This is a genomic window from Halomonas beimenensis (assembly GCF_002549795.1).
In the GTDB taxonomy this organism is placed as follows: domain Bacteria; phylum Pseudomonadota; class Gammaproteobacteria; order Pseudomonadales; family Halomonadaceae; genus Halomonas; species Halomonas beimenensis.
On record NZ_CP021435.1, the window covers coordinates 3,102,655 to 3,115,325 of the forward strand.

Genomic DNA, 12,671 nt, shown 5'->3' on the forward strand with positions numbered 1-12,671 from the left:
GCCGCGGGCGACGCCTTGATGCCGGTGTTTCGTCCGGGGATCCGGCTGATCCCCCGCCTGACCGTCCTGCTGCTGATCCTGCCGGTCACGGCGGGCCTGGGCGGCGTCCTGGCGCCGGCCTTCGGCTGGCTGCCGGCGCTGGGCGGCCAGGCGTGGACGCTGGCCCCCTGGCAAGCCCTGTGGCAGGCGCCGGGGCTCGCGGACATGCTGCGCCTGAGCCTGCTCACGGGGCTGGTCAGCACCCTGGTGGCGCTGGCGATCGTGATGCTGTTCCTCGGCGCCTTCCTCGAGACGCCGCTGTTCCGGCTGGTGCGGCGGCTGCTCTCGCCGCTGCTGGCGGTGCCCCATGCGGCCGCCGCCATCGCCCTGGCCTTCCTGCTGGCGCCGTCGGGATGGGCCAGTCGGCTGGCCTCGCCCAGGCCCTCGGGCTGGACCCGCCCGCCGGACTACCTCTTCCCGGGCGACCCCGACGGGCTGGCCCTGATCGCCGGACTGGTGCTGAAGGAGGTGCCCTTCCTGCTGCTGATGAGCCTGGCCGCCCTGCCCCAGTGCCGGGCCCACGAGCGCCTCATGGTGGCCCGGGCGCTGGGCTATGGCCGGGTCAACGCCTTCGCCAAGGCCGTGCTGCCCGGGCTCTACCCGCTGATCCGCCTGCCGGTCTATGCGGTGATCGCCTTCGCCACCTCCACGGTGGAAGTGGCCATCATCCTGGGGCCTTCCACCCCGCCGTCCCTGGCCGTGGCGGTCGTCCGCTGGCTGAACGATCCCGACCTCGCCCTGCGCTTCCAGGCCTCGGCCGGGGCCCTGCTGCAGCTCGGCGTCACCGCCCTGGCGCTGCTGCTCTGGTGGGGGGGCGAATGCCTGGTGCGACGGCTGCTGGCCGGCTGGCTGGAGGGCGGCGGACGCCATCGCGGGGAGACGCTGGGCCGGCTCCTCGGCGGCGGGCTGACGGGGCTGACCATCGTCCTGCTGGGAGCCAGCCTCGGCGGGCTCGCGCTCTGGTCGCTGGCCGCCTACTGGCCCTTCCCCGCCGCCTGGCCGTCCCCGATGACGCTGGCCACCTGGCGAGAGGCCGCCGACACCGCCCTCGGGCCGCTCGGCCATACCGCCAGCATCGGCCTGGGGTCGACCCTGCTGTCGGTGGTGCTGGTGATCGGCTGCCTGGAGGCCGAGACCCTGCGCCGCCGGCCGCTGCGCCCCGGCGCCCAGTTGATCCTCTACCTGCCGCTGCTGGTGCCGCCGGTGGCCTTCCTCTATGGCCTGGTGCAGCTCCAGGCCCAGCTGGGCCTGGCCGCCGGCTGGACGGCGGTGACCCTGGGACACAGCCTCTTCGTGCTGCCCTATGTGTTCCTCTCCCTGGCCGAGAGCTACCGCCGGCTGGACCCGCGCTGGGGCCAGATCGCCGCCGCCCTGGGGGCCTCCCGAGCCGGGATCTTCTGGCGGGTGCGCCTGCCCATGCTCACGGCCCCCATCGCCGTGGCCGCCGCCGTGGGCTTCGCAGTCAGCGTCGGCCAGTACCTGCCCACCCTGCTGCTCGGCGCCGGCCGGCTGGCCACCCTGACCACCGAGGCGGTGAGCCTGGCCAGCGGCGGCGACCGCCGCCTGACCGCCGTCTACGCCCTGGGCCAGCTGGCCCTGCCGGCCCTGGGTTTCCTGCTGGCCATCGGCCTGCCCCGTTTCCTCTTCCGCCACCGACGCCAGCTGCTGACATGACCCAGGAGCCCCGCCCGCCCATGCCCGAGACGAGCCCCCTGATCCTGGAGAGGGTCGCCATCTTCCAGGGGAGCCATCCCCTGGTGGCGGTGGACGCCCGCATCGCCCCGGGAGAGGTACTGACCCTGATGGGCCCCTCCGGGGTCGGCAAGTCGACCCTGCTGGCCCAGGTGGCCGGCTTCCTGTCCCCGGCCTTCTCGGCCACGGGGCGCATCCGGCTGGGCGACGACGACCTGACGCGACGCCCCCCGGAGCGGCGCCGGCTCGGGCTGCTGTTCCAGGATCCGCTGCTCTTTCCCCACCTCAGCGTGGGGGGCAACCTGGCCTTCGGGATGCGCCCCGGGGGCGGCCGGCGGGAGCGACGCCGGCTCGTCGGCGAGGCCCTGGCCGACATCGGCCTGGCCGGCTTCGCCGGACGCGACCCGGCGACCCTCTCCGGGGGCCAGCGCGCCCGGGTGGCACTGATGCGGGTGCTGCTGGCCGAGCCCCGGGCCATGCTGCTCGACGAACCCTTCTCGAAGCTCGATGCCGCCCTGCGCGACGAGATGCGCCGCCTGGTCTTCGCTCGCATCCGCGACCGCGGACTGCCGACCCTGATGGTGACCCATGACCGGGAAGACGCCGAGGCGGCCGACGGCCGGATCATCGAGTTGGGGAACTGAGCCGCACGGCGAGGGATTGTTCAGTCACCTTCCTTCCTCGCCTCTCCCGGCGACTGCCACACCGCCAGGCGCCAGAGTCCGAGCAGCAGGGCCAGGCAGGACAGCGGCACCAGCCAGGGCGCCAGCACCGCCAGGCTGCCGGCGATGGGCAACCCCAGCCAGATCACCAGCAGGGGCGCGCAACAGGCCCCGCCGGCCAGCAGGGCGGGCAGGCCGGCCAGCAGGGCCCCGGACGGCGGCTTCACCGGACATTGCCGGGCCGCCCGCCGCAACCGCCACAGGCCGGCCAGGTTGGCCCCGAGCAGCCCGCCGAGCCCCAGGGCGATCAGGGTGTCCAGGGGGCTGAAGGTCCACACCCAGGGGCCCAGCTCGATCAGGCCCACCGGCTCGAAGCGTAGCGCCCCGCGGGACTCGAAGGCCCGCTCCCAGGCCGGGAAGGCCAGGCGGAGGCCGCCACGCCCACCCCCGGCGATGTCCCCGACAAGCCAGAGGTAGAGCAACGCATAGCCCAGGGCCGTCCCGAGGATCACCGCCAGGCTGGCGGGCCGCGACAGGAGCGCCCCCAGCAGCCGAACCATGGCGCTCATGGCGGTTGGCTCTCCCGGATCAGGCGGGTGTCGGGGTGGAAGGCGGCCCAGGCGAACCACATCACCTGGAAGGCCGGGACGGGCTCGAGGCCCTCGATCCCCGGACCGCTCACCCCGTCGGGACCGAAGCGCAACGCCTCGCGATCGATGTCGCGCCCCTCGGGGGCGTGAAAGACCCAGCCGGTATCCAGGCCGGGATCGTGGATGACCAGATAGGCGCGCTCGCCCAGGCTCAGGCGCATCACCCCCGCCTCACGCAACGCCGGCAGGCCGACGGCGGCGGCCGAGCGCGCATCGCGGAAGGCCAGCACCATGGCCTTGGCGGGCAGGCGGTCGTCCTCCGCCATGACCGGGAAGAGCCGGCGGCTGTCGGGGCGATAGTAGCCGCGTACCGGGTTGTAGTCGCCGTAGGGATCGCGGCGGTAGTTGCGCACATAGCCGGTGTCGCGGCTCAGGACCCGGGTCTCGGGATGACGCGCCTTCCAGGCCTCCCAGGTGGTCCAGATCAGCCGGCGGGGCTCCAGGCCGCGGCCCAGGAGGGGACCGCTGATGGCCACGCCCAGCAGCTGGGGCCATTCACTGTCGGTGGCCCGGTCGTACATGACCAGGTTGCTGTTGAGCAGGCGGCCGGAGACGCCGAACTCGCTGTCGCCGCGGCGGAAGCCCAGGGCCGAGCCGGTCAGCGGGCAGTAGGTCACGCCGATCGGCTCGCCGCCCACCACGTCGTTGACGATCTCGTGCCACACCAGGATCCGCTGGGGATAGGCCCTGGCCTCCCCGTTCCGGTAGTAGCCGATGACCCGGTCCCGATCATCGAGCCAGCCGTCCGCCTCGGCCGGCGACTCGAAGCGTGGCCGGTCGATGGCGGGAATGCCGTCCTTGCCGGGACCTCCGGACCGCACCGCCGAGCGCATGGCCTCCAGGGAGTGCGCCAGGGGCACCGCCGGCTCGACCACCGAAGGCGGCGCCGCCTGCAGGGAGACCACGGGAACGGCCAGCCACAGGGCCAGCCCGAGGGTCAGGAAAGCACGCCTCATGATCTCTTCCTCCCGTCGGACGCCCGGCCGGGCTCGGCCCGGGCGGAGCTGATGCCGTTTCGTCGCCGGCGGAAGCATGAGCTTACAGGCCGCCCCGTCGACTGTAAGGTGAAGGGACGGGCAACCACCAAGGGTGGGCTCCACGAGGGTGATATCCCCATGACAACCTTTTCTACCCAGACAGGGGACCTGGCCATCATCGTGCCGACCCTGAACGAGGCCGGCGGCATAGACGCCTGCCTACGCGCCCTGCAGCCGCTGCGCGCGCGGGGTGCCGAGCTGATCGTGGTGGATGGCGGCAGCTGTGACGCCACCCGAACACTGGCGGCGCCGCTCGCCTCACGCCTGGTCATCGCCGAGGCCGGCCGGGCCCGTCAGATGAACGCCGGTGCCCGGCACAGCGCCGCTCGCCGGCTGGTGTTCCTCCACGCCGATACTCGCCTGCCGCCGGATGCCGAGCGATGCATCGCCGTCGCACTCTCCGGTGCTCATCGCTGGGGACGCTTCGATATCCGCCTGAGCGGGCGCCATCCTGGGCTGAAGGTGATCGGGACGGCCATGAACCTGCGCTCGCGACTTACCGGTATCGCCACCGGCGACCAGGCGCTGTTCATGACCCGCGAGGCCTTCGACGCCGTGGGGGGCTTTCCCGAGCAACCGCTGATGGAGGACATCGAGATGAGCCGACGCCTGAAACGCCTCTCGCCCCCGGCCTGCCTCCGCGAGCGGGTGGAAAGTTCCGGGCGCCGCTGGGAGCGGCACGGCGTGTGGCGCACCATCCTGCTGATGTGGCGGCTGCGCTGGCGCTACTGGCGTGGGGCGGCCCCGGAGCGACTGGCGGAGGCCTACCGCGATGTCCGCTGAGGCCTCCCCCACCCTGCGGCTGGCGGTGCTGGCCAAGGCGCCTGTGCGGGGTAGGGTCAAGACGCGGTTGATCCCGGCGCTGGGCGCCGAGGCGGCGACCCGGCTGCACGAGCGCCTGCTGCGGCGGACCCTGGCGGTCGCCCTGGCGACCGCCTCCGCCGAACGGATCACCCTGTGGACCGCCCTGGATCACGCCCATCCGCTGTTCCGGACGCTGGCCGACCGGCACGGCTTCCGGCTCGCTCCCCAGCCCGAAGGCGACCTGGGAGTACGCATGCACCATGCCCTCTCGGCCGAGCCAGGGCCGGGCCTGCTGGTGGGCAGCGACTGTCCGGTGCTGACGCCGGCCCTGCTGAAACGCTGCTGGACGGCCCTCGCGACCGCCGAGGCGGTCTGCCTGCCGGCGGAGGACGGCGGTTATGCGTTGATCGGAGCGCGGTCCAGCGACCCGGCCCTGTTCGCCGGGATCGACTGGGGCACCGGCCGGGTCATGGCCCAGACCCATGAGCGCGCTCGAGCGTTGGGGTGGCGACTGGCGAGCCCGGCCATGGTATGGGATCTTGATCGTCCTCAGGATGTGGCGCGCCTAGCCGCCAGGGATGATTTCACGCTGTGATGGGAGGCCATGTGACCGAGATCGACGACCGAAGCCAGGACGAACGCCGTCGACGCCTGGAGGCCATCCGGCCGAGGCTGGTGTCCTTCGCCCTGCTGCACCTTCGCGATCGCGCCCAGGCTGAGGATGCCGTCCAGGAGGCCCTGGTCTCCGCCATCGAGAAGGACGCGAGCTTCGCCGGTCGCTCCGGCTACGAGACCTGGGTGTTCGGTATCCTCAAGTACAAGATCCTCGACGCCATGCGCGCCCAGCGCCGCCAGGGCAAGTGGGAACCGCTGGATGAGGACGTCGACGACGACGCCATCGACCGCCAGTTCCAGCAGAGCGGCCGCTGGCAGCCCTCCGCCCGGCCGACGAGCTGGGGAGAGCCGGAGGCGGCCTTCGAGAACGAGCACTTCTGGCAGGTCTTCGACGCCTGCATGATCGGACTGCCGGACAACCTGGCCCGGGTCTTCTCGCTGCGCGAGCTGATGGGGCTCTCCACCGGCGACATCTGCCAGGAGGTGGGCATCAAGGAGAATAACTGCTGGGTGATGCTGCATCGGGCCCGCCTGCGGCTGCGCGCCTGCATCGAGCGCGGCTGGCTGAAGGAGGAATCGGCATGATGATGTGCAAGGAGGCGACACGCCTGATGTCGCTGAAACGGGATCGTCGCCTGACCTTCCAGGAGCGGCTGTCGCTTCGCCTGCACCTGGCGATGTGCGGGGCCTGCCGCCAGTGCGACCGCCAGTTCGCCCTGCTGCACCGGGTGGGCGAGCATTACGCGATCGGCGAGGATGACGCCCCCGACGACGACCGGGAGCGCTGATCCGGGCTCGCCTGCCGAACGAAGGGGCGCCGTCCCGCGGCGCCCCTTCGAGGCCTCTGCTCAGAAGTTGTACTGGGCGGAGAATTGCAGGCGGGTGTTGTCGCCGTCCTCCCGGTTCTGCAGCTCCTTGTAGGCATGGGACACCTCGAAGCCCAGCACCACCGGGTCGCTCCACTGGTAGAAGTGGCTGAAGTGGACGCTCTGCAGGGTCCGGGTCGAGGTGGGGAAGAGCCCGGAGGGTCGGTCCCCGCGCACCCGGCCGTAGGACAGGCTGGAAGTGAACTTCGGGGTCCAGTCGTGTACCACGGCGGCATTGGCCCCGTAGGCCTCGATGGTCTCCAGGTCGCCGCCCCCATCGATAAAGGCCGCCCCGATGGAGTCGCTGCCGTCCTCCACTCCTTGGGCGGTATAGATATAACGGCCGATCCCGTCCCCGTAGAGGACGCCCGCCATCAGCTGGGTGGCAGCGGTGACCTGATAGTTGCCCGCCAGCATCAGGCCATAGCCGATGGCGGAATCGTCGCCGGAAGCCGCGGCATCGTCGCTCTCGAGCCGGCGCACCAGGGCGGCCGTCTCCACCGCGGCGCCATCGCGGCTCCAGGCATAGCGGGCGGTCAGGTCCGGCGCGGTGTCCCGGGAGCCGGCGAAGCCGGTGCCTTCCGGGTTCTCCGCGGACAGCGACAGCTCCCCCGGTCCCGCCGGGAAGGTATAGCGCACCTGGGCCTGGCGGATGAAGCTGACCCCCACCGGGCCGTCGAAGTCCACGGTGGTGGGGTAGGCGGCGAAGTGCATGAAGTTGGACCAGGTCTGGCCGGCCAGCAGGCCCGCCAGCTCGCCGTAGGCATGGCGCAGGCGGAAGCTGCGGGAGTTGGAGAAGACCTCGTTGCCGCCGCCGCCGAAGAAGTCCCCCTCGACGTGGGTGGTGGCCTCCCCCAGGGCCGTGGGCGTGGAGGTCTTGATATAGAGCCGGGACTGGCGGGCATGGGCCCGGAAGGAGGCGTCGCCGTCATCGTCGGCGACGTCCAGTCCGTCGACGAAGAGGGTATCCCCCAGGTCCTGGTCCAGGTCGTAGATGGCATCCAGCTTGACGTAGCCGCCGATCTGTACCGAGGTGTCGGAGCCCGGCAGCTTGAAGCTCCCCGGGACATCCCCCCCGGTCACCACGTTGTCGGGCGCCGCCGCGCGCCGTGCCGCCGCCTCGCGCTGCTCCCGCTCGAGCCGCTCGATCTGCCGCTGCATCTGCTGCATCTGGGCGCGCAACTCCTGGAGGGTGGTGGCGTCGTCCATCTGAGCCCAGGCCATGGGCCCGCCCAGCGCCAGCATACTGCCGATCCCCACCGACAGCGCCCAGGTCCTGCCGATTCTTGCCTCGCTTGAATGATCCATGATCGCTCCCCTCTATCGTTTGTTATGGTTATGTTCCCGAACTCGCGTGCGCGATTCGGAATACTTTCAAGGTAGCGCAAACACACGACGATCGCGGGTGTCAAATCATCTTGGTTCATCGTTCTCGCGCCGCGCTCGATCCAGCACGGTGAGGATGCTGTAGCGGGAGGTCTCCAGCTGCCGGCGTGAGCCGTTGACCTGGCCATCCACCTCCAGCCGGTAGCGCCCGGGCACCACCGGTGCCTGCAGGCGAAAGACGCCATAGGCGTTGTCGGTGTCGGCCACCAGGCGGCCGTCGGGGTCCAGGAGGCGCGCCTGCAACCGGAACATGCCGCTGGAGGCGGCCGCCAGGGTCCGGCCCTCGAGCCGCAACTGGCCCGCCGTGTCGATCTCCAGCACGAAGCGTTGCATGCCCTGGGGGATGAGGTAGGTTTCGGACAGGCCCGGGGTCAGGATGCCGGGGGAGCCGGCCAGGGCCGCCCCGCCGGCCAGCAGCAGGCCACAGCACAGGCCGCGAATCGGGAATGGGACGATGCGCATCCGACGCCTCCTTCGGTGAGGCACCGTTTCGGGTGGGCTCCCTTCCTTCGACAGCGCAACGGCCGTTTCCTTACAGGCGATCGAGCGGCGACTTCGCTCCCGGACGACCGCTCAGGACGAGGCAGCCTCCTCGGCCAGGCCGGCCAGGACGCCCGCGACCTTGTCCAGGGGCAGCTCGCAGTCACCGAGGCCATGGCGGTCCGCCAGGTAGTGGGGATCGTTCCACTCCAGGCGCGTTCCCTCCGAGGTCGTGCGCACCACCATCTTCTGGGGCAGGTCCAGGGCCAGGCTGCCGGCGCACTGCATCATGGGGGTGCCGATGGCGGGATTGCCGAACAGGAAGGTCCGGGTCTCCGGGAGCTCGAGCCCGGCCCCCGCGGCATTCTCGGCATGATCGATCACCGTCATCAGGCGCAGTCCGCGGCGGTCGATGGCCTCGCGCAGGCGTCGATCGACCTCCGCGACGTCATCCTGGCTGATTCGATGAAGGATGCCCGACGGCACCGTCCGGGGGGGCTCGGCCAGGACGGGAGCGCCCGCCGTCAATGCCAGGATCGCCATGGGGAGGAACGAGCGCTTCATGGGAGGGTCTCCTGATCCAGGGAATCTTCAGCCTCGGCACTCGACGCCGGGCCGTCAAATCGCGAGGGGGGCATGTAAGGAATGCCGTCGGTCCACGACGCAGCCACTCGATCCCGATGCCGGGAACCTCAAGGAGTCCCTGATGAGCGCACCAATCCTCCCTGCATGGCGAATGGTGGCCGGCCTGCTGCTGGGGGTGGCGGCCCTCCCGGTGGCGGCGGACATCGCCTTCACGCCCCGGGAGATCCACGGCTGGCCCAGCCGAGACTTCGCCGGCCGCACCGAGTATCGGCTGACGACGCTGGATGGCGCGACGGTGCTCCAGGCCCGCGCCCGGGGGCAGGCCTCGGCCAAGTACCTGGAGCGCGAGATCGACCTGACGGCCACCCCCTACCTGAAGTGGTGCTGGCGGGTCGCGGGACTCTATCCCGGCCTCGACGAGACCACCAAGGGGGGAGACGACTACCCGGCCCGGGTCTACGTGGCCCGTCGCACGGGCCTGCTGCCCTGGCAGGTCGAGTCCGTGAACTACGTCTGGTCCTCGACCCAGCCGGCCGGCACCGACTGGCCGAATGCCTTCACCGAGCGGGCCCATCTGCTGGCCCTGAGGGGCGGCGCGGACCGGGTGGGCGAGTGGGTCGCCGAGGTCCGTGACATCCGCGCCGACTATCGACGATTGTTCGGATCCCGCCCCGATCATGTCGACGGCCTGGCCCTGATGACCGACGGCGACAATGCGGGGGGGGACGCCCGGGCCTGGTACGGCACGCTATTCCTGTCGAGCGTTCCCACCCCGCCCCGTTGCCCGGGATGAGTCAGGTCAGGGTATCGACCAGGGCGTCGAGATCGGCCACGGTGAAGTCGGGCTCGACGCCCCAGGGATCGAAGGGCGCCTCGGGGTTGCGACGCACCCAGACCGCATGCAGCCCGGCATGGCGCGCACCGATGACGTCGAAGGGATTGCTGGACACCAGCCAGGTCTCGGTCGCGCTGGCCTCCACCCGTTGGCGCAGGTGGAAATAGACCGCCGGATCGGGCTTGAAGCGCTTGATCTCGTCGACGCTGACGATATCGTCGAAGAGGTCGCGCAGCTCGTTCCGGGACAACAGGCCCTGGACCGCCTCGTGGCTGCCGTTGGAAAAGGCCACGCAGGTGATGCCGGCTCGCGCCAGCCGCTCCAGCGCGGCCTTGGCCTCGGGGAAGGCCGGCAGGCGGCCGTAGGCGCCCATCAGCCGATCCTTGTCCGCCTCGGACAGGTGGGTCTCCAGGGCCCGATCGGTGAACTCCAGGGCCTCCCGGGTGCAGCGGGCGAAGTCCACGTAGTCGCCCATCAGTCCCCGACGGAAGCTGTACTCCAGTTGCTTGTCCCGCCAGCGTCTCGAGAACTCCGGCCCCAGGTCGGAGCGCCCCTGGGCGGCCAGTTGTTGCTCCAGTTCGGCCACCACCCCCTGGGTATCGATCAGGGTGCCATAGACATCGAAGGCCACTACCGTCGTCATGTCGCTCCCTCCTGTATCGAATGATGCAACCTGCCGGTATCAGCCTGTGCCAGACGCGCGGAAGTCACAAGGGGGCGAGACGCGACAGGGCGAAGTCGGCGATGGCGGTGTCCTGGACACCGGTGCCGGTGAGGTCGCAGACCGTGATGGTGGCCGGCGAGAGCCGTAGCCGCTGGCCTTCGGCGATCACCCGTCCCAGCTCATGGACCTTGAACGGCACCTCGCCGCCGGCGAAGGCCTTGAGTTCGCCGTTGATCTCGCTCTGGGTCCGGGTATCCACGACGAAGGCGTCGGCCCGGCTCAGCACCGAGGCGTCCAGCTCGCGCTTCTCGGGGCTGTCCGACCCCATGGCGGTGACGTGCACGCCCTCGGGCAGGTCCCGGGCGAAGAGGATCGGCTCCCGGGAAGGCGTGGCGGTGACGATGATATCGGCCCGGGCGCAGGCCTCATGGACCGAGTCATGGATTCGTACGTCGAGTCCCCGAGCCCGCATGCGCGCCGCGTAGGCCTCGGCGGCCTCCCGGCGGCGCGCCCAGACATCGAGCGCACGGATGTCGCGGACCAGGCGCAGGGCCTCCACCTGACGCTCGGCCTGCTCCCCGGCCCCCAGCACCGTGACCCGCCGACTGTCCTCCCGGGCCAGGTGCCGGGCGGCGATGGCGCGGCCGAGCAGGGTGCGCACCAGGGTCAGGTAACCCTCGTCGAAGAGCACCGCCTCCACCCGGCCGGTCCTCGCCGAGAACACCATCATCAGGCCGTTGAGGCTCGGCAGGCCGAGCCGGGGGTTGTCGAAGAACCCCGGGCTGACCTTGATGGCGAAGCGCTCGGCGCCACGGATGTGGGCGGTCTTGACGTCCACCTCGCCGTTGGCTTCCTCGATGGCCATGGACAGGATGGGCGGCTGCACCGCCTCGCCGCGCCCCAGGGCGGCGAAGCCGGCCTCCACCGCCGCCAGGGCCTCGCCATCGAGGCCGACGGCACGCTCGATGGCATCGCGATCGTAGAGCTGCATGGGGGATCTCCAGGCACAAGGAAGGAGTGGCAAGTAGAAAGTAACAAGTGGAAAGGGGGGGCGGCCAAGCTGCAAGCTGCAAGCTGCAAGCTGCAAGCTGCAAGCTGCAAGCTGCAAGCTTGAGGTGGCCCTGAAAAAGTAGACACCTTGATCAGGCAGCGGCTTCAAACGCCTTGGGCGATACCCCGCCCAAGGCGCCATGCAGCCGCACCTTATCGTAATACTCTTCGATGTAGTACTCCGCCTCAGCCTGCAGTTCAGCACGACTCTGCCGTGCCAGGCGACGGAGCCACTCTTCCTTCAGCTGGGCAAAGAAACTCTCGGCACAGGCGTTATCCCAGCAATTGCCACGACGGGACATGCTCAACGTGATGCCTCGCTCCGTCAGCCACCGCATCACGTTCTCGCTGCGGTACTGCGCCCCCTGATCTGAATGGAACAGCATGCCTCCGCTTGAGGGCTGCCGCGCCGCCCAGGCCATCCTCAGCGCCCGCTCCACCAGGTGGCTGTCGTTGAGAGGCCCACCGGCCCAGCCGACGATCCGCCGGGAATACAGGTCCATGACGATGGCCAGGTACCACCAGCCTTCGTGACAGCGTACCTGTGTGATGTCCGAGACCCAGACGCGATTGGGCGCCGTCACATCGAATTCTCGGTTCAGCAGGTTGGGTAAGGCCGGCAGGCCAGGCTTGGGGCGCCGATAACCGGGGCGCAAGGCCCGTGTCGAGCGATAGCCCGCGCGCTGCAGGAGCCGCTGCACACGATTCTGGCTACAGGCAAAGCCCACGTTCACGGCCGCCTGCCAGAGTTTGCGATAACCTGGTACGCCTGCCTGCCGGTCAGCTTCGGCCAGCAGGAAGCGCAACAGGCGCTCGTTCTCCGTCACCTGGGGGGACGGTCGGCGACTTAGCCAGCGATAGAAGCCCGCCTTGGACACGCCGAGTACTCCGCACATCAAAACAACCGTCCAGCGTCGGGAGCGGTAGCGCTTGATGAAGGCGAACTTCACTTCGGGTCTTTGGCGAAGTACTCGTTGGCCTTTTTTAGGATTTCGACTTCCAGCTCGGCCCGCTCGAGACGCTTCTTGAGTCGCCGGTTCTCACGCTCCAGCTCATGCTGGCTCTTGTGGGGACCCGCGTTGGGCACCCCCTTGGGCTGGCGGTCATCCGTGGTCACGAGTTCTCGCCTCCATCGACCTAGCAGTTTCGGGTGTATCCCGAACCGCTCCGCTACGCGGGCCTGGGGTTCGGGGGACTCCAGCGAATGCTGGACCACATGGCGTTTGAACTCCAGGGAGAACTGGCGACGGGTTTTCAAGCGCATAGCACCTTACCTCCGGGTTGCAGGTAAGGTGTCTACAAATTC

At 70.0% G+C, this 12,671-nt stretch carries 15 protein-coding genes; 7 read left to right on the forward strand and 8 right to left on the reverse strand.

The genetic code is table 11. The features are described from left to right. Positions 1 to 18: 18 nt before the first annotated feature. Entirely contained in the window at positions 19 to 1,713 is a 1,695-nt protein-coding gene (locus BEI_RS14455) for an ABC transporter permease (RefSeq protein WP_097790181.1), read from the forward strand. A 20-nt stretch (positions 1,714 to 1,733) separates the two neighbouring features. After that, positions 1,734 to 2,375, forward strand: coding sequence for an ATP-binding cassette domain-containing protein (locus BEI_RS14460; RefSeq protein WP_097790182.1), 642 nt, complete (start codon positions 1,734 to 1,736; stop codon positions 2,373 to 2,375). Between the two features lie 20 nt (positions 2,376 to 2,395). On the opposite strand, the gene BEI_RS14465 is transcribed toward BEI_RS14460, so the two are convergent. Both BEI_RS14465 and BEI_RS14470 read right to left on the reverse strand, forming a co-directional pair. Further along, positions 2,396 to 2,962 carry a hypothetical protein gene (locus tag BEI_RS14465; protein WP_097790183.1) on the reverse strand — a complete coding sequence of 189 codons (567 nt, stop codon included), beginning with the start codon at positions 2,960 to 2,962 and terminating at the stop codon, positions 2,396 to 2,398. Then, a complete protein-coding gene (locus BEI_RS14470; RefSeq protein ID WP_153045799.1) occupies positions 2,959 to 3,999 on the reverse strand; it encodes a DUF3179 domain-containing protein in 1,041 nt (346 codons plus the stop codon). Before BEI_RS14470 ends, BEI_RS14465 begins: the two co-directional genes overlap by 4 nt. A gap of 159 nt (positions 4,000 to 4,158) precedes the next feature. On the opposite strand from BEI_RS14470, the gene BEI_RS14475 reads away from it, so the two are divergent. The 4 genes from BEI_RS14475 to BEI_RS14490 are packed head-to-tail and all read left to right on the forward strand — an operon-like array spanning position 4,159 to position 6,287. Then, positions 4,159 to 4,863 carry a TIGR04283 family arsenosugar biosynthesis glycosyltransferase gene (locus tag BEI_RS14475; protein WP_097790185.1) on the forward strand — a complete coding sequence of 235 codons (705 nt, stop codon included), beginning with the start codon at positions 4,159 to 4,161 and terminating at the stop codon, positions 4,861 to 4,863. After that, a complete protein-coding gene (locus tag BEI_RS14480; RefSeq protein WP_097790186.1) occupies positions 4,853 to 5,479 on the forward strand; it encodes a TIGR04282 family arsenosugar biosynthesis glycosyltransferase in 627 nt (208 codons plus the stop codon). Before BEI_RS14475 ends, BEI_RS14480 begins: the two co-directional genes overlap by 11 nt. Before the next feature lie 11 nt (positions 5,480 to 5,490). Further along, positions 5,491 to 6,084 carry a sigma-70 family RNA polymerase sigma factor gene (locus BEI_RS14485; RefSeq protein WP_227644487.1) on the forward strand — a complete coding sequence of 198 codons (594 nt, stop codon included), beginning with the start codon at positions 5,491 to 5,493 and terminating at the stop codon, positions 6,082 to 6,084. After that, positions 6,081 to 6,287, forward strand: a complete 207-nt coding sequence (locus BEI_RS14490; protein ID WP_097790188.1) for a zf-HC2 domain-containing protein — start codon at positions 6,081 to 6,083, stop codon at positions 6,285 to 6,287. Before BEI_RS14485 ends, BEI_RS14490 begins: the two co-directional genes overlap by 4 nt. A gap of 60 nt (positions 6,288 to 6,347) precedes the next feature. Here BEI_RS14490 and BEI_RS14495 read toward each other — a convergent pair whose 3' ends face one another. The 3 genes from BEI_RS14495 to BEI_RS19400 all read right to left on the reverse strand — a co-directional run bounded on the left by BEI_RS14495 (position 6,348) and on the right by BEI_RS19400 (position 8,795). Then, on the reverse strand, positions 6,348 to 7,673 hold the full coding sequence (locus BEI_RS14495; protein WP_227644488.1) for a DcaP family trimeric outer membrane transporter: 1,326 nt from the start codon (positions 7,671 to 7,673) through the stop codon (positions 6,348 to 6,350). 105 nt (positions 7,674 to 7,778) lie between these two features. Next, the gene (locus tag BEI_RS14500) at positions 7,779 to 8,213 is read right to left on the reverse strand and encodes a hypothetical protein (RefSeq protein WP_097790189.1); all 435 of its coding nucleotides are present in this window, start codon (positions 8,211 to 8,213) and stop codon (positions 7,779 to 7,781) included. A gap of 111 nt (positions 8,214 to 8,324) precedes the next feature. Next, positions 8,325 to 8,795 (reverse strand): DUF302 domain-containing protein, encoded by a 471-nt coding sequence (locus BEI_RS19400; protein WP_265331672.1) that lies wholly within the window; start codon positions 8,793 to 8,795, stop codon positions 8,325 to 8,327. Between the two features lie 142 nt (positions 8,796 to 8,937). On the opposite strand from BEI_RS19400, the gene BEI_RS14510 reads away from it, so the two are divergent. Beyond that, on the forward strand, positions 8,938 to 9,609 hold the full coding sequence (locus BEI_RS14510) for a DUF3047 domain-containing protein (protein WP_097790190.1): 672 nt from the start codon (positions 8,938 to 8,940) through the stop codon (positions 9,607 to 9,609). Position 9,610: 1 nt separating this feature from the next. Here the strand turns inward: BEI_RS14510 and BEI_RS14515 are convergent, their stop codons facing one another. The 3 genes from BEI_RS14515 to BEI_RS14525 form a co-directional block, all read right to left on the reverse strand. Next, the gene (locus BEI_RS14515; protein ID WP_097790191.1) at positions 9,611 to 10,294 is read right to left on the reverse strand and encodes a haloacid dehalogenase type II; all 684 of its coding nucleotides are present in this window, start codon (positions 10,292 to 10,294) and stop codon (positions 9,611 to 9,613) included. A gap of 64 nt (positions 10,295 to 10,358) precedes the next feature. Then, positions 10,359 to 11,306, reverse strand: a complete 948-nt coding sequence (locus BEI_RS14520; RefSeq protein WP_097790192.1) for a cyclodeaminase — start codon at positions 11,304 to 11,306, stop codon at positions 10,359 to 10,361. A gap of 151 nt (positions 11,307 to 11,457) precedes the next feature. After that, positions 11,458 to 12,629 (reverse strand): IS3 family transposase gene (locus BEI_RS14525; RefSeq protein WP_097789061.1). Its coding sequence is split into 2 segments (ribosomal slippage): positions 11,458 to 12,353 and positions 12,353 to 12,629, totalling 1,173 coding nucleotides; the frame shifts between segments, so codons are not numbered across the junction. Positions 12,630 to 12,671: the final 42 nt, after the last annotated feature.

What these genes read in the sequence shown, in the direction of transcription:
- BEI_RS14495 (WP_227644488.1), bottom strand. Translation starts at nt 7,673, where the DNA reads ATGGATCATTCAAGCGAGGCAAGAATCGGCAGGACCTGGGCGCTGTCG.
- BEI_RS14510 (WP_097790190.1), top strand. Translation starts at nt 8,938, where the DNA reads ATGAGCGCACCAATCCTCCCTGCATGGCGAATGGTGGCCGGCCTGCTG.
- BEI_RS14455 (WP_097790181.1), top strand. Translation starts at nt 19, where the DNA reads ATGCCGGTGTTTCGTCCGGGGATCCGGCTGATCCCCCGCCTGACCGTC.
- BEI_RS14480 (WP_097790186.1), top strand. Translation starts at nt 4,853, where the DNA reads ATGTCCGCTGAGGCCTCCCCCACCCTGCGGCTGGCGGTGCTGGCCAAG.
- BEI_RS14460 (WP_097790182.1), top strand. Translation starts at nt 1,734, where the DNA reads ATGCCCGAGACGAGCCCCCTGATCCTGGAGAGGGTCGCCATCTTCCAG.
- BEI_RS19400 (WP_265331672.1), bottom strand. Translation starts at nt 8,795, where the DNA reads ATGAAGCGCTCGTTCCTCCCCATGGCGATCCTGGCATTGACGGCGGGC.
- BEI_RS14490 (WP_097790188.1), top strand. Translation starts at nt 6,081, where the DNA reads ATGATGATGTGCAAGGAGGCGACACGCCTGATGTCGCTGAAACGGGAT.
- BEI_RS14500 (WP_097790189.1), bottom strand. Translation starts at nt 8,213, where the DNA reads ATGCGCATCGTCCCATTCCCGATTCGCGGCCTGTGCTGTGGCCTGCTG.
- BEI_RS14475 (WP_097790185.1), top strand. Translation starts at nt 4,159, where the DNA reads ATGACAACCTTTTCTACCCAGACAGGGGACCTGGCCATCATCGTGCCG.
- BEI_RS14520 (WP_097790192.1), bottom strand. Translation starts at nt 11,306, where the DNA reads ATGCAGCTCTACGATCGCGATGCCATCGAGCGTGCCGTCGGCCTCGAT.
- BEI_RS14515 (WP_097790191.1), bottom strand. Translation starts at nt 10,294, where the DNA reads ATGACGACGGTAGTGGCCTTCGATGTCTATGGCACCCTGATCGATACC.
- BEI_RS14470 (WP_153045799.1), bottom strand. Translation starts at nt 3,999, where the DNA reads ATGAGGCGTGCTTTCCTGACCCTCGGGCTGGCCCTGTGGCTGGCCGTT.
- BEI_RS14465 (WP_097790183.1), bottom strand. Translation starts at nt 2,962, where the DNA reads ATGAGCGCCATGGTTCGGCTGCTGGGGGCGCTCCTGTCGCGGCCCGCC.